Source organism: Nitratireductor basaltis, assembly GCF_000733725.1.
GTDB lineage: Bacteria > Pseudomonadota > Alphaproteobacteria > Rhizobiales > Rhizobiaceae > Chelativorans > Chelativorans basaltis.
On sequence record NZ_JMQM01000002.1, the window covers coordinates 393,641 to 411,548 of the forward strand.

General features: G+C 60.0%; 16 protein-coding genes. 5 read left to right on the forward strand and 11 right to left on the reverse strand.

The window, feature by feature from the left end:
• Positions 1 to 4: 4 nt before the first annotated feature.
• From atpA to EL18_RS14320, 4 genes are all read right to left on the reverse strand, one after another.
• A complete protein-coding gene (gene atpA / locus EL18_RS14305; RefSeq protein ID WP_036485712.1) occupies positions 5 to 1,534 on the reverse strand; it encodes a F0F1 ATP synthase subunit alpha in 1,530 nt (509 codons plus the stop codon).
• Positions 1,534 to 2,094, reverse strand: a complete 561-nt coding sequence (locus EL18_RS14310; RefSeq protein ID WP_036485714.1) for a F0F1 ATP synthase subunit delta — start codon at positions 2,092 to 2,094, stop codon at positions 1,534 to 1,536. Before EL18_RS14310 ends, atpA begins: the two co-directional genes overlap by 1 nt.
• Before the next feature lie 226 nt (positions 2,095 to 2,320).
• On the reverse strand, positions 2,321 to 2,716 hold the full coding sequence (locus EL18_RS14315) for an AGROH133_08824 family phage infection protein (protein ID WP_036485716.1): 396 nt from the start codon (positions 2,714 to 2,716) through the stop codon (positions 2,321 to 2,323).
• Positions 2,717 to 2,823: 107 nt separating this feature from the next.
• Positions 2,824 to 5,007, reverse strand: a complete 2,184-nt coding sequence (locus EL18_RS14320) for a primosomal protein N' (protein WP_036485718.1) — start codon at positions 5,005 to 5,007, stop codon at positions 2,824 to 2,826.
• Positions 5,008 to 5,098: 91 nt separating this feature from the next.
• Here EL18_RS14320 and fsa point away from each other — a divergent pair, with 91 nt between their 5' ends.
• Entirely contained in the window at positions 5,099 to 5,752 is a 654-nt protein-coding gene (fsa, locus tag EL18_RS14325; protein ID WP_036485720.1) for a fructose-6-phosphate aldolase, read from the forward strand.
• A 49-nt stretch (positions 5,753 to 5,801) separates the two neighbouring features.
• Here fsa and EL18_RS14330 read toward each other — a convergent pair whose 3' ends face one another.
• From EL18_RS14330 to leuS, 3 genes are all read right to left on the reverse strand, one after another.
• Positions 5,802 to 6,698, reverse strand: a complete 897-nt coding sequence (locus EL18_RS14330; RefSeq protein ID WP_341872068.1) for a 1-acyl-sn-glycerol-3-phosphate acyltransferase — start codon at positions 6,696 to 6,698, stop codon at positions 5,802 to 5,804.
• A 150-nt stretch (positions 6,699 to 6,848) separates the two neighbouring features.
• Positions 6,849 to 7,388 (reverse strand): LPS assembly lipoprotein LptE, encoded by a 540-nt coding sequence (locus EL18_RS14335; protein ID WP_036485724.1) that lies wholly within the window; start codon positions 7,386 to 7,388, stop codon positions 6,849 to 6,851.
• A gap of 15 nt (positions 7,389 to 7,403) precedes the next feature.
• Positions 7,404 to 10,022, reverse strand: a complete 2,619-nt coding sequence (gene leuS / locus EL18_RS14340; protein ID WP_036485726.1) for a leucine--tRNA ligase — start codon at positions 10,020 to 10,022, stop codon at positions 7,404 to 7,406.
• A 131-nt stretch (positions 10,023 to 10,153) separates the two neighbouring features.
• On the opposite strand from leuS, the gene EL18_RS14345 reads away from it, so the two are divergent.
• A complete protein-coding gene (locus EL18_RS14345) occupies positions 10,154 to 10,816 on the forward strand; it encodes a YggS family pyridoxal phosphate-dependent enzyme (RefSeq protein ID WP_036485728.1) in 663 nt (220 codons plus the stop codon).
• A gap of 4 nt (positions 10,817 to 10,820) precedes the next feature.
• Here EL18_RS14345 and EL18_RS14350 read toward each other — a convergent pair whose 3' ends face one another.
• Complete coding sequence (locus EL18_RS14350; protein ID WP_036485730.1) at positions 10,821 to 11,729, reverse strand: LysR family transcriptional regulator; 909 nt, start codon at positions 11,727 to 11,729, stop codon at positions 10,821 to 10,823.
• A gap of 121 nt (positions 11,730 to 11,850) precedes the next feature.
• On the opposite strand from EL18_RS14350, the gene EL18_RS14355 reads away from it, so the two are divergent.
• Complete coding sequence (locus tag EL18_RS14355; protein WP_036485732.1) at positions 11,851 to 13,020, forward strand: MFS transporter; 1,170 nt, start codon at positions 11,851 to 11,853, stop codon at positions 13,018 to 13,020.
• A gap of 43 nt (positions 13,021 to 13,063) precedes the next feature.
• Here the strand turns inward: EL18_RS14355 and EL18_RS14360 are convergent, their stop codons facing one another.
• Positions 13,064 to 13,333, reverse strand: coding sequence for an usg protein (locus tag EL18_RS14360; protein WP_036485734.1), 270 nt, complete (start codon positions 13,331 to 13,333; stop codon positions 13,064 to 13,066).
• 285 nt (positions 13,334 to 13,618) lie between these two features.
• Here EL18_RS14360 and acs point away from each other — a divergent pair, with 285 nt between their 5' ends.
• On the forward strand, positions 13,619 to 15,574 hold the full coding sequence (gene acs, locus EL18_RS14365) for an acetate--CoA ligase (RefSeq protein ID WP_036485736.1): 1,956 nt from the start codon (positions 13,619 to 13,621) through the stop codon (positions 15,572 to 15,574).
• Between the two features lie 246 nt (positions 15,575 to 15,820).
• Here acs and EL18_RS14370 read toward each other — a convergent pair whose 3' ends face one another.
• Positions 15,821 to 16,561, reverse strand: coding sequence for a helix-turn-helix transcriptional regulator (locus EL18_RS14370; RefSeq protein ID WP_081871250.1), 741 nt, complete (start codon positions 16,559 to 16,561; stop codon positions 15,821 to 15,823).
• A 230-nt stretch (positions 16,562 to 16,791) separates the two neighbouring features.
• On the reverse strand, positions 16,792 to 17,586 hold the full coding sequence (locus EL18_RS14375) for an SDR family NAD(P)-dependent oxidoreductase (RefSeq protein WP_036485738.1): 795 nt from the start codon (positions 17,584 to 17,586) through the stop codon (positions 16,792 to 16,794).
• A gap of 162 nt (positions 17,587 to 17,748) precedes the next feature.
• On the opposite strand from EL18_RS14375, the gene EL18_RS18100 reads away from it, so the two are divergent.
• Positions 17,749 to 17,907: a hypothetical protein gene (locus EL18_RS18100; RefSeq protein WP_200875543.1), complete on the forward strand. Its 159-nt coding sequence runs from the start codon at positions 17,749 to 17,751 to the stop codon at positions 17,905 to 17,907.
• The last annotated feature ends 1 nt before the right edge of the window (position 17,908 follow it).

Sequence of the window (17,908 nt, forward strand, 5' to 3'; positions counted from 1 at the left end):
AGCCTCAGGCAAAGTTCTTGGCGAAGGTGTCGATCTCGGCCTTGAGTTTTGCACGCAGATCGTCGGAGAGAGCCTTCTCCTTGCGGATGGTCTCAAGAACGTCCTTGCCGGCCGAGCGCATGTGAGCCAGCAGGCCCTGCTCGAAGCGACCGACATCCTTGATGGCCAGCTTGTCGAGATAGCCCTGCACACCGGCAAAGATCACGGCAACCTGCTCTTCCGTCTTGAGCGGCGAGAACTGCGGCTGCTTGAGCAGCTCGGTCAGGCGCGCACCACGGTTGAGAAGACGCTGGGTTGCAGCATCCAGATCCGAGCCGAACTGCGCGAAGGCAGCCATTTCGCGATACTGGGCAAGCTCACCCTTGATGGAGCCTGCAACCTGCTTCATGGCCTTGACCTGAGCGGCCGAACCCACGCGGGACACCGACAGACCGACGTTAACGGCCGGACGGACACCCTGGAAGAACAGGTTGGTCTCGAGGAAGATCTGGCCGTCGGTGATCGAAATCACGTTGGTCGGAATATAGGCCGAAACGTCGTTCGCCTGCGTTTCAATGATCGGCAGAGCCGTCAGCGAACCCGAACCATTGTCCTCGTTCAGCTTTGCAGCGCGCTCGAGAAGGCGGGAATGCAGGTAGAACACGTCACCCGGGTAAGCTTCACGACCGGGCGGACGACGAAGCAGGAGCGACATCTGACGGTAGGCAACAGCCTGCTTGGACAGATCGTCATAGGCGATCACGGCATGCTGGCCGTTGTCGCGGAAATATTCACCCATCGCGCAGCCGGCAAATGGCGCCAGGAACTGCATCGGTGCCGGATCGGAGGCGGTTGCCGCGATCACGATGGAGTATTCAAGAGCGCCACGCTCTTCCAGAACCTTCACGAACTGGGCAACGGTGGAGCGCTTCTGGCCGACAGCGACATAGACGCAGTAGAGCTTCTGGTCGTCGGCTGCGTTGTCGTTGATGCCCTTCTGGTTAAGGAAGGTGTCGAGAACGATGGCGGTCTTGCCGGTCTGGCGGTCACCAATGATCAGCTCGCGCTGGCCACGGCCAACCGGGATCAGGGCGTCAATTGCCTTGAGGCCGGTGGACATCGGCTCGTGAACCGACTTGCGCGGGATGATGCCCGGAGCCTTCACGTCAACGCGGCGACGCTCTGCCGCCTCGATCGGACCCTTGCCGTCGAGCGGGTTGCCGAGCGGGTCGACCACGCGGCCAAGCAGGCCCGGGCCAACCGGCACGTCCACGATGGCGCCGGTGCGCTTGACGGTGTCGCCTTCCTTGATGTCGCGGTCAGCGCCGAAAATAACGACACCGACATTGTCGACTTCAAGGTTCAGTGCCATGCCGCGAATCCCGCCCGGGAATTCGACCATCTCACCGGCCTGAACATTGTCGAGGCCATAGACGCGGGCAATACCGTCACCGACGGAGAGAACCTGACCGACCTCGGAAACTTCGGCCTCTTTGCCGAAATTCTTGATCTGGTCCTTTAGAATTGCGGAAATTTCCGCCGCGCGGATATCCATCAGCCGACCTCTTTCAGTGCAAGCTTGAGCGAATTGAGTTTGGTTTTAAGCGAAGTGTCGATCTGGCGCGACCCCAGCTTCACGACAAGGCCGCCGAGAAGGGAGGGATCGACCGTGACATCGATATTGACGTCCTTGCCGGCCACTTCCTTCAGTGTTGCCTTGAGATCCTTCTCCTGCTCAGCGCTCAGCGCATGAGCAGCGGTCACTTCCGCAGCGACTTCGCCACGAGCTTCTGCAGCGACCTGACGAAACGCGCGGATCATCTGCGGAACGGCGAAGAGGCGGCGGTTTTGCGCCACGACACGAAGGAAATTGCCGACCAGGCCGGAAACCCCAGCCTTGTCGAGGACCGCACCAAGGGCGCGGGTCTGTTCATCGGAGGAAAAGACCGGACTGTTCACCAGCCTCTGCAGGTCTTCGCTGTCGCGCAAAATCTTGTCGAAATCGTTGAGATCCTGCTCGACATTGGCGACTGAGTCGGATTCCTGGGCAAGTTCGAAGAGCGACCGCGCATAGCGCCCTGCCACTCCGGAGATCATCGAGCCAGATTCTGCCACGGGATGGTCTCTTCTCACAGCTTGCGGCAGCACATTGCGACACGGGAGCCGGATGGCTCGGGTCTAACATGCTGACCTTGTTGATAGTTTATCGGCTGAGGAGAATGTACGGCATAACCCCCCTGCCGAAAGCCGATTGCCGTCTAGCACAGGCCTTCCGCAGGCGCAACACGGCGGAAACGTTGAATCCGTGCTGTTTGACAAAGACTCGGGTGGAATCGTTGTCTCAGCTAATGAATCCAAGCGTGAAAGCCAGGGAGAGGGCCGCCAGCAGCGCGTTAAGTACAAGCGCAATCCAGTTGTGCAGCGTGTTTGCGCGGTCTGACATCATGGAGATTATGCGACCAAAGAGCGCAAGCGACCATCCAAGACCAAGGGTCAGGTAGATAAGCGGCTGGGCAAACAGAATCGCTGCCACGCCAATGCCGATATAAAATCCGCCAAGCTGTGCGCGAACGGTGCTCAAACCAGAATTGTGCATTGGCGGATTGTCGAGCCGCAGGAGCCGCAACGTGGTTCCCGGAGCGAACATGGCGATAAAGCCAATGAAGATGGTGGCTGCCGCCGATGACCAGGCAAGCCATTCACCGTCGCTGGTGGGCCAGGGTAGTGCAAAATCCATTGCGGCTCTCCATCCTGTTCATGCAGGCCGAATCAGGCGTTCAGCCATTGGTTGCGGCGCTATACTCCGTTTCCAGCCTCTTTGGCAGCCCGGTTCACTCCGGCCGATCACAGGAAGCTTTGCGGATCAATGTCCACCTGCACGCGGATCGAACCACGGGGCTTCGGGGCAGTGGCGATCATCTGGCGCAGATATGCCTGGATGTCGGCGCGGCGGGTGCCATGGACGAGCAGGCGGAAGCGGTGACGACCGGCCAGAAGCGAGAGAGGTGCTTCAGCCGGTCCAAGCGTTTCCAGAACATCCGAGGCAGGTGCCGCCAGCCTGAGCGCGCGGGCATGGCCTTCCGCCTCCTTGCGCTCGTTGGCGCTGACAATGATTGCGGCCAGTCTTCCGAATGGCGGAAGGGAAGAGCGCTCGCGTTCTGCAATCTCGCGCTCGTAGAAAGCCTCCGAATCGCCAGAGATGATCGCGCGCATCACCGGATGTTCCGGCTGATAGGTCTGGATGAGGCCCAGACTTTTGCGACCGGAGCGCCCGGCGCGACCGGTAACCTGGCTCAACAGCTGGAAAGTGCGCTCTGCAGCGCGCGGATCGCCATTGGACAGGCCGATATCCGCATCGACCACGCCGACCAGCGTCATGGCGGGAAAATTGTGACCCTTGGCGACGAGCTGCGTACCGACGACTATGTCGGCCTCACCATCCGCAATGGCCTCCAGTTCAAGGCGCAGGCGTTTCACCCCGCCCAGCATGTCGGAAGACAGTACGATGGTGCGCGCATCGGGAAAATGGCGGTCAACTTCCTCGGCAATGCGTTCCACGCCCGGTCCGCAGGCGACAAGGTGGTCGAGCGTTCCACATTCGGGGCAGGCTTCCGGCACCGGCCTGTTGTGCCCACAGTGGTGACAGATAAGTTGTTTCCGAAAACGGTGCTCGACCAGCCAGCTTGAGCAGTCCGGGCACTGGAATCGGTGGCCACAGACACGGCAGAGCGTCAGGGGTGCGTAGCCGCGGCGGTTGAGGAAAAGCAGCGACTGCTCCTTGCGCTCCAAGGTCTGTCCGATCGCCCGGATCAGGACCGGTGAAAGAAAGCCTCCCCGTTCGGGCGGGGCCTTGCGCATGTCGATGGCTTTGAGGTCGGGCAGGGCCGCGTCTGCATAGCGGCTGGAAAGCACGATCCGGTCATAGCGTCCGCTTTGGGCATTGACCCGGCTTTCGATGGAGGGCGTGGCTGATGCCAGAACAACCGGAAAATTGCCCAGATGCCCGCGCTTCACCGCCATGTCGCGCGCATTGTAGAAGACGCGGTCTTCCTGCTTGTAGGCGGGGTCGTGTTCCTCATCCACGACGATGAGGCCCAGATCGCTGAAAGGCAGGAACAGCGCCGAGCGGGCGCCTGCGACCACGCGAACCTGACCTTCCGCCACCTGCCGCCATATGCGCTCGCGCTTTTTGGGAGCCAGATCGGAGTGCCAATCGGCAGGCTTCGATCCGAAGCGGTCGTGAAAGCGGTCCAGAAAGGCCTGGGTGAGCGCGATTTCCGGGATGAGAATCAGCACCTGCTTCCCGCGCTCGAGTGCAGCGGCGACCGCCTCGAAATAGACTTCGGTCTTGCCCGAGCCGGTGACGCCATCAAGAAGCGTGACGGAAAAGCCATCACGTGCAGCCTGTTCACGCAGATGTTCCGCTGCCTCAGCCTGCCCATCAGAAAGTTCCGGCCGGCCATATAGCGGGTCCGGTGGGGCGACAACGGGCTGGGGTGGCAGTTCGACGGTTTTGAATACGCCCTGCTTTGCCAGCCCGTCGATCACGCTCAGCGAAATGCCGGCGGCATGGGCAAGGCCGGAGCGAGTCCAGGCCTGACCGTCCCGCGCGAGCTCCAGGGCACGCTCGCGCGCGGTGGTCATACGGTCAGGCCGGTTGTCGGTCAGGCGCAGACCCTGTTGCGGAGGCTCCGGATCAAAGGCACCCGGCGCGCGAAGCAGCATTCGTGCCACCATTCCCGGTGGGGAGAGCGTGTAGGTGCTGATCCACTCGACAAAGCGCCGCATTTCCCCGCTAATGGGAGGGCAGTCAAACACGGCCTCAATGGGGCGCAGTTTCTTCGGGTCGACGGTGCCGCCATCACCGTCCCAGGCAATGCCTGCAACCTGTCGCGGCCCGAGCGGGACACGTACAATCGAGCCCGGCGCCACTGGCATGCCCTCGGGAACCGCATAACTGTAGGGTCGTTCCGCCGGCATCGGCACCATGACGGGAATCACGCGCGATGTGCCCGAATCTTTGTCCATGAGGCGTGACCTTGCCGTTTAAATTGTTTAAAGCAACCCACGATGCGTGCGCGCACATGCCAATGCAGTTCGAAAATCCAGGGAGATGCCCATGAAATTCTTCGTCGATACCGCCGATGTAAATGAAATCAAAGAACTCAACGAGCTGGGTCTCCTTGATGGCGTGACGACCAATCCTTCGCTTATCATGAAAGCGGGCCGGGACATCACCGAAGTGACCAAGGAAATCTGTGATCTCGTGGATGGTCCGGTTTCCGCCGAGGTCACGGCGACCGATTTCGACGGCATGATGCGCGAAGCCGAGGTTTTGTCCAAGATTGCCGACAATGTGTGTATCAAGGTTCCGCTGACCTTCGATGGTCTGAAAGCGTGCAAGAAGATCACCGAGAGCGGCCGCCAGGTCAATGTAACGCTCTGCTTCTCGGCCAATCAGGCTCTTCTGGCCGCCAAGGCCGGTGCAACCTTCATCTCGCCCTTCATTGGTCGTCTCGATGACATGGCGATCGACGGCATGGACCTGATCGCCGAGATCCGCACTATCTATGACAATTACGGCTTCGGCACCGAGATCCTTGCGGCATCCATTCGCACGGTAAACCATGTGAAGCAGGCGGCCCTGATCGGCGCGGATGTCGCGACCGTTCCGCCCGCCACGCTGAAGGCGCTGGTCAAGCATCCGCTGACAGACAAGGGGCTTGAGGCCTTCCTCGCCGACTGGGAAAAGACCGGCCAGAAAATCGGCTGATCTCGTTCAATCAGTGAAGTTTAAGCCCCGGCCATCGTGCCGGGGTTTTTCATGGCTTGAAGACCGCGTCGCGATCCTTTGCCAAAGCATGCACCGCATGTTCCTGCAGGCGCTCGGCAAGTTCGGATGGCTCACCATCCTGCAAGGTCTCATGCGGAATGGGGCGCCCGATGATCATGGAGATGGCGCGGCCCTTCTTGTTGAGAAGCTCGTGAAACAGGGTCATGTCGCGCAACTCGTTCGAATATTTCGAGAGCAGGTAGAACAGCCCGGAATTGCGCGCGGTGATGTTCATCGGGATCACCGGAACCTCATAGCGCCGCGCCAGAGCCACGACGGATGGCTGCCAGGGGCGTTCGGTCAGCTTGTCCTCGTTCCAGTAGGCTATGCGACCGGACGGGAAGAGCACGACCGCACGCTCTTCGTTGAAGGCCTTGGCCGTCATCGCGAGCGTGTCGCGGCTCTTCGCATGGGACTTCTCCCCAGCACGCCATTCGACCGGTATCACCAGCTCACGGAACTGGGGATTGACCCGCAGCGCATCGCGATTGGCAAAGAAGGCCATGTCCGGCCTGATCTCCTTGAGAAGATCGAAAACGGCAATGCCGTCGGCGATGCCGGTCGGATGCGTCGGGGCAAGGATGAAGCCACCCTTCTTGGGGATGTTATCCAAACCGGTAGAGGAAACCTCAAGCGAGAGAAGTTCGCTAATATAGGTGAATGCATCCCAGCCCGACATCGCGGCCACTTCATCGGCCATGGCAACGGCCTGACGATAATGGAAGTAACGATAGAGCAGGGGCTTTGCGACAGGCCAGATGAAGGTCTGCGACAGGTGTGTGGTGCGCTCGGCGATGAGCTGGTCCACGACATGATCTGCCGTCTCGGGGGCCAGAGCTTCACGCTTCAAGAGCTTGCTTCCGAATACGCCAGCGACAGACATCATCGTGGTATGAAATCCCATTAGCGAAGCACTCCAATGGCGGCTGTTTCACCGATCTCCATGACGTCGCAATGACAACCGGAACAAATGCATTGTGCGAAGCCCCTCTCGCACCTCCGATATCACCGCTCATCCTTATAGCATAATCCCGCTTCAGATGCCTGGGGAGGCCGCAAGGTTCTGCGCAACGGAAAGCCGGACAATCTCGGCAAGTTCCCGTGCTGCGCGGTTTTGTGCATCGCGCTCGGCGCGCAAGGCCGCATATTCCTGACGCGGACGGTCGAAAGCCGATGAAACCTCGCGCGTGCCGCGCCCAAGAACCGCATCCGTCGTCGCGTCCTTGAGAATGTAAGTGCCCTTCATGCGCACGGTGCCCGCCGTTGGTTCGTCAATGCCAGCGCGCTGGATCGTTGCGGCGGAGGCGGTGACGGAGGTGACGGAAAGGTCAAGGATGTAGCGCGGATTGGCCGGAGGCGTGGCGCCTCCGTGCAGCAGGAACATGAGGTGATTGCGCACCTCAAGGCCGTAGCGTGTGTTCTGCTCAGACACGGCGACCGATGCCAGTGCGGCGGTGGTTCCACCACTCAGTCCTGCGTCGGACGTCGCATAGAGCGGCTTCACCGTACAGGCGGATACAGCTGTCATGGCTGCCAGAAGCCCGCTCATGACCAAGGCTTTGAAAACGGACTTCAAGGCTGGCTCCTCCGCTCAGGCCACCACATTGACGATGCGCTGCGGCACGACGATGACCTTGCGCGGCTCGGCGCCATTCAGCGCCTTTTGCACGAAGTCGAGTTCAAGTACCGCCTGCTCGATGGAAGACTTGTCCGCGTCGCGAGCGATTGTCAAATCCCCGCGCTTCTTGCCGTTGATCTGAACGGGCAGGATGATCTCGTTGTCGACCACCAGTGTCGGATCGTAGTCCGGCCAGGAGCGGGCGGCCACAAGGTCGGTGCCCCCGATTTCGTGCCAGCATTCCTCGGCCAGGTGAGGCATGAAGGGCGCGATCACGTGGATCAGGATTTCAACCGCGTTGCGCGCGGCCGCCTTCTCTTCTTCCGAGGCATCTGCACCAAGCTTGCCGATTGTGCCGTGAAGCTCGTTGACGAGTTCGTGCATACGGGCGATTGCCCGGTTGAAGGCGAGACGCTCGATGTCTTCGCCGACGGCCTTGAGTGCCTTGTGTGCCGGCTTTGATATCGCGGCTGCACTGCCTTCGCGGGCGGGGCTGCCTTCCACGCCTTCGATCACCGACTTGTTGTCAACGACCAGGCGCCAAACGCGCTGAAGGAAGCGATGCGCACCAGCGGCACCGTCGTCGGTCCATTCCACGTCGCGGTCGGGCGGCGAATCGGAAAGCGTGAACCAGCGCGCCGTGTCGGCACCGAAGGAGCCGGTGATCTCTTCCGGGCTCACCGTGTTCTTCTTCGACTTCGACATCTTTTCAAGCTGGCCGATCGTGACCGGCTTGCCCGTATCGATTTCGAATGCTTTGCGATCTGCGCCTGAACCTTCGATACGCACTTCGGTCGGCGCGAGCCAGCGGCCATCTTCGGCCTTGAAGGTCTCATGGACGACCATGCCCTGCGTGAAGAGACCCTTGAAGGGCTCGTCGAGATCGAGATGGCCTGCCTTGCGCATCGCGCGGGTGAAGAAGCGCGAATAGAGCAGGTGCAGGATCGCGTGCTCGACGCCGCCGATATACTGGTCCACAGGCAGCCAGCGATTGGCGATGTCGGGGATCGTCGGCGTGTCGGCATCCGGTGCGGTGAAGCAGGCGAAATACCACGACGAGTCCACGAAGGTGTCCATCGTGTCTGTCTCGCGGCGCGCGTCGCTGCCGCATTTCGGACACTTCACATGCTTCCAGGTGGGGTGACGGTCGAGCGGGTTGCCGGGCGTGTCGAAGTCCACATCGTCGGGCAGGACGACCGGCAGGTCATCCTTGGGCACTGGCACGACGCCACAGCTTTCGCAATGGATCATCGGGATCGGGCAGCCCCAGTAGCGCTGGCGGGAAATGCCCCAGTCGCGCAGGCGGTAATTGACCTTGCGCTCGGCCACCGGCTTGCCGTTCAGATCGGCCTTCTCGAGGCGCGACGCGACTTCCTCGAAAGCCTTGTCGGTCGGCATTCCGTCGAGGAAGCGCGAATTGATCATCACGCCGTCGTCGGTATAGGCCTCGTCGGTGATCTTGAAGCTTTCGGGATCAGCGCCTTCCGGCAGCACGACAGGCGTGACCGGCAGGCCATATTTGTTGGCGAAGTCCAGATCGCGCTGGTCGCCCGACGGGCAGCCGAAGATCGCGCCCGTGCCGTAATCCATGAGGACGAAATTGGCGACATAGACCGGCAGCGTCCATTCGGGATCGAAGGGGTGCTTCACGCGGATGCCGGTGTCGAAGCCACGCTTTTCCGCCGTTTCGAGAGCTGCTGCGGATGTGCCCATGCGCCGGCATTCCTCGCAGAATGCAGCCAGTTCCGCATTTTCGGTTGCTGCCTTGCGTGCGAGCGGATGATCGGCGGCGATTGCCATGAAGGAAGCGCCGAAAAGCGTGTCAGGGCGCGTCGTATAGACCTGCAATTCGCTCTCGCCGCCGGGTGCGGTGTCCGCGTCGAGTTCCCAGCGAACCAAAAGGCCTTCGGAACGGCCGATCCAGTTGCGCTGCATCAGGCGAACCTTTTCCGGCCAATTGTCGAGGCCGTCGATGGCCTCAAGCAGCTCGTCGGAGAAGTCGGTGATCTTGAAGAACCACTGCGCCAGTTCGCGCTGCTCGACCTCGGCACCTGAGCGCCAGCCCTTGCCGTCGATCACCTGTTCATTGGCGAGAACCGTCTGGTCCACCGGGTCCCAGTTCACCTTGGAGGTTTTGCGGGTGATCAGATCGTTTTCGTAGAAGTCCACGAAAAGCATCTGCTGACGGTGGTAATAATCCACATCGCAGGTCGCGAATTCGCGGCTCCAGTCCAGCGACAGGCCGAAGGTCTTGAGCTGGCCGCGCATGGTGGCGATGTTCTGATACGTCCATTCCTTGGGATGGACCTTGTTCTGCATGGCCGCGTTTTCAGCCGGCATGCCGAATGCGTCCCAACCCATCGGGTGCAGCACGTTGAAGCCCCTGGCGCGCTTGTAGCGGGCCACCACGTCACCCATCGTGTAGTTGCGGGTGTGGCCGATATGGATGCGCCCCGACGGATAGGGGAACATCTCCAGCACGTAATAGGTCGGGCGCCCGTCATCATTGCGGGTCTCGAAGAGTTTTGCCTCTTCCCAGGCCTTCTGCCACTTGGGTTCGGACGTGCGCGGATTGTATCGTTCGGTTGCCATGCCGGTTTTTTCACATAGAAAGGTGCCAGAAACAGTCGGCGGACCTTCACCATGCTTTGTGACGAGCGTCAACCGCATGGGGCTAATGAAGCATGGTCCAGATGAAGCAGTTCAGGGCGGAAAGACGATAAATGGCTGACGCAACGCGCAATCTGGTCGAGATTCGGGAGAGAATTGCCAAGGCAGCGGCCGAGGCCGGTCGAAGCGCGGAAGATGTTGCGCTGGTTGCCGTTTCCAAGACCTTCGATGGTGACGCTATCAGGCCCGTCCTCGAAGCCGGCCAGCGCATATTCGGCGAAAACCGCGTTCAGGAAGCACAGGGCAAGTGGCCGCAGTTGCGCGAGACGTTTTCCGACATCGAACTTCACCTCATCGGTCCGTTGCAGTCCAACAAGGCGAAGGAAGCGGTGGCGCTTTTTGACGTGATCGAGAGCGTTGATCGCGAAAAGATTGCCAAGGCGCTTGCGGACGAGATGGAAAAGCAGGGGCGAAAACTTCCCTGCTACGTGCAGGTGAATACTGGTCTCGAACCACAGAAGGCCGGCATCGATCCGCGTGAGACGGTCGATTTCGTGAAGCGATGCCGCGAGGTGCATGGGCTGGATGTTGTCGGCCTCATGTGCATTCCGCCGCTGGAAGAAAATCCCGGTCCGCATTTCGCGCTTCTGGAGAAGCTTGCCCGCGAGGCAGGTGTTGCGCAGCTTTCCATGGGCATGTCGGGCGATTTCGAGACGGCAATCGGCTTTGGTGCAACGAGTGTGCGGGTTGGCTCGGCCATTTTCGGCGCACGTTGAAGCCTCAGTCGATTTTCACTCGTTCCACCAGAAAATCGATGAATGCACGGACCCGGGCAGGCAGATAGCGGCCCTGGCCTACATAGACGGCGTGGACACTATCACGGTCGCCGGGATTGAAATCCTCCAGTACGGGGACGAGCCTTCCCGCGGAAATGTCGCGCTCCACGTGCCAGCGTGACAGGCGGGCAAGCCCGGTTCCGGCCAATGCCAGAAGGCGCATTGTCTCGCCATCACTCGCCAGATTGCGGCTTTGCGGCAGGACGGTGATCTCCTCGCCATCCATGGTGCGAAATGGCCAGGTTTCGTTGATGCGGCGGAAGCTGAAGCCCAGCAACTCATGGCCGTTCAGGTCGTCGGGATGTTCGGGTACACCTTTTCGCGCCAGATAGCCGGGTGAGGCCACCAGAACCATGGGGGAGTTGCAAAGCCTGCGGGCAATGAGTGAGGAGACGGCAAGTGTTCCGGCCCGGATGGCAAGGTCCGTCTGCTCCTCCATCAGATCCACGACGCGGTCAGACAGCGACAGCTCAAGGCTGATTTCGGGATAGAGCTCCAGAAACTCCGGGACCAGTGGCGCCAGGTAGTGGGTGCCGAAGCCAACATTACAGTCGACCTTCAGCTTGCCGCGCGGCACGGCACCGGCTGCAGCTTCACGCTCGGCGGCTTCCATGTCGGCGAGGATGCGCAGGCAATTCTCGTAGAAGGCCTGGCCTTCGGCAGTGACCTGCAGCCTTCGCGTCGAGCGGCGCATAAGCGCGGTGCCAAGACGTGTTTCAAGGCGTGCCACGAGCTTGCTGACGGCGGAGGGCGTCATGCGCAATTCGCGCGCGGCGGCGGAGAAGCTTCCTGCCTCCACAACCTGGGCGAAGACTTCCATTTCTCCGGAGCGGTTGATCTCGCTGCGCGCCATTGATGAACTCATTTCATAGCACATAATAATTCAGGCAATCTAATTCTTCGATGGTGAAAGGTCTAGCTATCCCGGACCGGCCTTTGAGGCCGTCTTCCCATCGAGAACGAAGAGCTGGATCATGCCTTTCGCAGTTTACGCATTGACGACCGGTGCCTTTGGAATCGGTGTCACCGAATTCGTCATCATGGGATTGCTTCTGGAGGTGAGCGCCGATCTTGGCGTGACCATCTCTGCGGCAGGCCTTCTCATCACCGGTTACGCGCTCGGCGTTGTGGTCGGCGCGCCGATACTCGGGTCTCTCACCGCCGGCTGGCCGCGCAAGAAGTTGCTGATGGCCCTGATGGTGGTTTTCACCATCGGCAATCTCGCCTGCGCACTGGCCCCGGACTACTGGACGCTGATGGGAGCGCGTGTGCTGACCTCCTTCGCCCATGCCTCGTTCTTTGGCGTTGGCTCGATGGTCGCCACGGGGCTGGTGGCCGAAGACAAGAAGGCCTCTGCCATTGCCGTGATGTTCACGGGGCTGACGGTTGCGAATATTCTCGGCGTGCCCTTCGGCACCTGGCTGGGTCAGGCCTATGGCTGGCGCGCGACATTTCTTGCTGTGGCTGCAATCGGAGTAGCAGCCTTTGCAATCATCGCGCTTTTCGTTCCGCGCGATGAGGCTGTTTCGCAACTGCGCGAGGAAGGATCAGCGCTGGAAGTGCTTTCCCGTCCGCAGGTCCTTTTCGGTCTGGCGATCACGGTCCTCGCCTGGGTGGGGTGTTTTGCGGGCTTTACCTATATCGCGCCGATCCTGACGCAGATCACCGGGTTTTCGGATGCTGCGGTTTCGGCGATCCTGCTCGTGTTTGGCGGCGGGCTGATTGTCGGAAATCTCGTGGGTGGCAGGCTTGCCGACCGCTATCTGCGTGCGACTGTGGTGGGGAGCCTTCTGGCGCTGACGGTTTCGCTCTTCATCATGCATTTCGCCATTCACGACAAGGTTGCGGCTGTCATTGCCATCGCCGTCTTCGGTGCTTCCGCATTCTCGACCGTCGCACCACTTCAGATGTGGGTGCTGAGCGAGGCAAAGGGTGCGGGCCAAGGCCTAGCTTCATCCTTCAATATCGCGGCCTTCAATCTGGGCAATGCCATGGGAGCGTGGCTAGGTGGTGCGGTCATCGACCACGGCCCGGGTCTGGGCGGCATCATGTGGATCGCAGCACTTGTTCCGCTCGGCGCCTTCATGGTCGCATTGCTGGCGCAGCATGTGCACCGGCGGGTCTCTGCCGCACAGCCTGCCTGAGGATACAGCGCAGCCGCTTCCAAAGTGGCTGCGCTTATCTTCACTATTGCAGGACGAGCTCGCCGCTCACATTGCGCCATTCGGTCGGGCTGATCAGTTTCTGATGCGTGTATGAAACCGAGTGCAGCGGGCCGTCGAGCTTTTCCTTCCAGAAGTCGATGAAACGATAGAGCGCCGGGAACTTCGGTGCGAGATCATAGGTCTGCCACACGAAGCTCTGCAGGAGATGCGGGTGGTCCGGCATATGGTAGATGAACTCGGCTGTGGTCAGGCCATAGCCCTTGAGCATCAGTTCGGTTTCATTCGTCCTCATTTGCGTCCTTTCCTCATCACGCCGGCACAATGCGGCATCCACGGTTGACGTGGAATGCAAATGATGATGAATGGCGCGTGAAAAATCAATTAATACAATATGTTAGCAGCATACTTGGGTGGCTGCTACCATTTCTGCCCCTGCTGGTCCAAGCGGGCAAGTGTCATCCAATGTCTAATGTTGAAGTCGCGCCCAGAATGGTAACAATGCGCGCGACACGAGGTGCATGGTCTCATGCGCCAGGCCATTCGGCCGAAAATGACCGGTTATTGTGGAGGAGGTACCATGTCCGAGGTGCATGTTCATCGCGTGAAGGATGAATGGAAGAAGGACGCGCTGATTGATGCTGCGACCTATGAGAAGTGGTACCAGGACAGCATCACCGATCCGGAAGGTTTCTGGCGCGAGCATGGCAAGCGCATCGACTGGTTCACGCCCTACACCAAGGTGAAGAACACGTCCTATGAAGGCGATGTCTCGATCAAGTGGTTCGAGGATGGCGTCTCCAATGTCTGCCACAATTGCGTCGACCGGCATCTGGAAAAGCGCGGTGACCAGACCGCGATCATCTGGGAAGGGGATGATCCGGCTGACGACAAGAAGATCACCTATCACGAACTTCACGAGCAGGTCTCGAAGCTTGGCAATGTTCTGAAATCGAACGGCGTCAAGAAGGGCGACCGCGTCACCATCTACATGCCGATGATCCCGGAAGCAGCCTATGCGATGCTGGCCTGCGCGCGCATCGGTGCGGTGCATTCGGTCGTCTTTGGCGGGTTCTCGCCGGATTCGCTTGCCGGACGTATCGAGGACTGCAAGTCCGATTTCGTCATCACCGCCGATGAAGGTCTGCGTGGCGGCAAGAAGGTGCCGCTGAAAGCCAATACCGACAAGGCCATTGAGATTGCCGAAAAGGCAGGCGCGAAGGTGCGCAACGTGCTGGTGGTCAAGCGTACCGGTGCGGATGTGAACTGGGTGGATGGCCGCGATCTCGCCTATGAGGCGGAGATGGAAAAGGCGTCCGCCGAATGCGAGCCGGAGAAGATGAATGCGGAAGATCCGCTCTTCATTCTCTACACGTCAGGTTCGACCGGAAAGCCCAAGGGCGTGCTCCACACCACCGGCGGCTATCTCGTCTATGCGTCCATGACGCATCAGTATGTGTTCGATTATCACGAGGGTGATGTCTACTGGTGCACGGCTGATGTGGGCTGGGTCACGGGCCACAGCTATATCGTCTACGGGCCGCTCGCCAATGGCGCGATCACGCTCATGTTCGAAGGTGTGCCCAACTATCCCGATGCGGGGCGCTGCTGGGATGTTGTCGACAAGCACAAGGTCAACATCTTCTATACGGCCCCGACAGCCATTCGCGCTCTGATGGGTGCGGGCGACGACTATGTGAAGCGCGCGTCACGTTCGTCGCTGCGCGTGCTCGGTTCGGTGGGCGAACCGATCAATCCGGAAGCCTGGGAGTGGTACTACAAGGTCGTTGGCGACGAGAAGTCGCCCATCGTCGATACCTGGTGGCAGACGGAAACCGGCGGCATTCTAATCACACCGCTGCCCGGCGCCATCGACCTCAAGGCCGGCTCGGCGACCAAACCCTTCTTCGGCGTTCAGCCGCAGCTCGTTGACAATGAGGGCGGGGTTCTCGAAGGCGCCGCCAGCGGCAATCTGTGCATTGTCGATTCATGGCCGGGCCAGATGCGCACGGTCTATGGCGATCACGAGCGTTTCATCCAGACTTATTTCTCCACCTACAAGGGCAAATATTTCACCGGTGACGGCTGCCGACGTGACGAGGACGGATATTACTGGATCACGGGCCGCGTCGATGACGTGCTGAATGTCTCCGGTCACCGCATGGGCACGGCGGAAGTGGAATCGGCACTTGTTGCGCATCCCAAGGTCTCGGAAGCCGCTGTGGTTGGCTATCCGCATGACGTAAAGGGGCAGGGCATCTATTGCTATGTCACGCTCATGGCCGGTGAAGAAGGCTCGGAAGAGCTCAAGAAGGAGCTGGTTGCCCATGTGCGCTCCGAGATTGGCCCCATCGCATCACCGGACAAGATCCAGTTCGCCCCCGGTCTGCCGAAAACACGCTCGGGCAAGATCATGCGCCGCATCCTGCGCAAGATCGCGGAGGATGATCCCAAGGCCCTGGGTGACACCTCCACCCTGGCTGATCCGGCGGTTGTCGACGATCTGGTGAACAACCGTCAGAACAAAAAGGCCTGAGAAGGTCTTGCAGTCGTTTCCAGTTGCCTCCACATTGGGGGCAACGTCAACGAAGTGAAAGGAGGTGATCCAATGTCGAGTGGTTATCGTTTCAACGTGGTCTCGATGGATTGCCTTTGCGGGGAGCAGTCTTCCCGCTAGAGCGCATGACACGCGGCCGCTTTCGGGCCAAGACCGCGTGAGAACGTTGAACACGGAAAGGGCTGCCTCCATGCGGGGCAGCCCTTTTTCAGTTTCGATGCGCGTTCAGGCTACGGCGCGAGTGCGCTCGCAAGGGGCTTCATGGTTCGGAGGCCTGGCGCAGGCGCCCTGAAGTTCGAACATGCGATAGAAGTCGGCCAGCTGCTTGCCCGGCTCCGGCCGGAAGCTGCGTCCGGCATGTTCCATTGTGGCGATGCGGTCCAGCCGGAAGGCGCGGAAGTCGCTGCGCAACTCGCACCAGGCGACGAGTGTCCAGACCTTGCCCCAGAACCACAAGCCCAATGGCCGTATCTCACGCTGCGAGTTCTGACCTCCTTCGTCGCGGTAGGAAACACGCAGCACGTCGCGTTTCTCCACCGCCTTCTCAAGTTCGTCGATTATCAGACGCTCGGCATCCGAAATGACCCAGTCGGGCGTGTAGATTTCGGTTCGGGCAATGCGGTGGCGGTCCTGTTCGGGCAGCACACTTCGAATCTTCATCAGCGCTTCTTCGGCAGCGCGTGCCATGGTCGCTCCGCCAAATGCACGCACCATGCGTGCGCCGGCAACCAGTGCCACGATTTCATCGCGGTTGAACATCATGGGCGGGAGCTCGAAACCCTCGCGCATGAGATAGCCAACGCCGGCCTCGCCATCGATTGGAACACCCGATGACTGAAGATCGGCAATGTCGCGATAAATGGTGCGCTCGGAAACTTCCAGCCTCTCGGAAAGCATGCGAGCGGTAACAAGCCGCCCTCCACGCAGATGCTGGACGATCTGGAATAGTCGGTCTGCTCTTCTCATGAGGTCTGTCCTCATTTGCAGCGGAAGCTGCCTGCACCAGGGGGAATGGTGCCGGAAAGGGGCAATATGGCGGTATTCATGCCAGTAGGCAAATTAACAGCTGTTCATCTGCGCAGGGGCAGCACCAATGCCACGTCTCCCTCATTGACGCGGCGTCACTTTCGCACAGGGCTCCTGACAACATAGAGTCAGGAGCCTTTTCAGCGGGCTTGATAAAACAGCGGCGCGCCCTAGTCGTCGGTTTCCTTCACATCGACCGTATAATTGAGGGGCAAGCGTCCGCCATCGGCATAGATTGTCTGGCCGGTGACATAGCTTGCGTCGTCGGATGCGAGGAAAGCTGCGATGGAGGCGATCTCCTTCGGCTCGCCGATGCGCCCAAGCGGAGTACGCGACAGAATGCGCTTCTTGGCAGCAGGGTCCGCGTTCACGCTTGCCAGCATTTCGGTCATGATCGAGCCTGGTCCGATGGCATTCACGCGGATGCCATAGGGAGCAAGCGACAGGGACATGACCTTGGTCAACTGGTTCATACCGCCCTTGGAGACCGAATATGGAACCTGGTTGGCGATAGCGAAGACCGCATTGACCGACGACATGTTGATGATGGAACCGGCAGCGCCGCCAGTCTTCACTTTTTCGACCATGTAGCGCGCCACGGCCTGCCCCACGAGGAAAGCGCCCTTGAGGTTGACGCCGATCACGCGATCAAAATCCTCCTCCTTCAGGTCGAGGAAATCCGCGCCATGCACAATTCCGGCATTGTTGACGAGAATGTCGATGTCGCCCAAAGCGTCGATGGTCGAGGCGACGAGATTGTGCACGTCGAGACTCTTGGAGACATCCGTCTTGACGAAGCGGACCTCGCCAAGCTTCTCGAGGTCTTCAACGGCCTGAGCGCCCTTCTCGGCATCAATATCGGCGAGAACCACGCGCACGCCTTCGCGCAATAGCCGTTCTGCAATCGCGTAGCCGATGCCGCTCGCTGCGCCAGTCACGATTGCCGTCTTGCCGTCGAGTGCCATGTCTCACCTCATTTCATCTATCGGTGGCGAAACTGGTCTTTCAACGAGGGAAGGTCAAGCTGCAAGATCCAATGGGTTTGGGCCAGTCGCTGCCCAAGCATTTTGACAGTTCTGCTGCCAACGGGCACAAGATCCGCTCAGGAATCCGGAGAGCGGGCACATATGACCAAGATACTTTCGCTTCTGGTGATCGCCATGATGGTGCTTCACCTCATTCGTCCGCTCGGATTGCCGGGGCTGAAGAAGCGCAAGGATTTCTGGAAGCTGGCCATTGTCGCCATCGCCGCGATCATGCTGACGGTCGCTGTCAGCCACGGGTGAG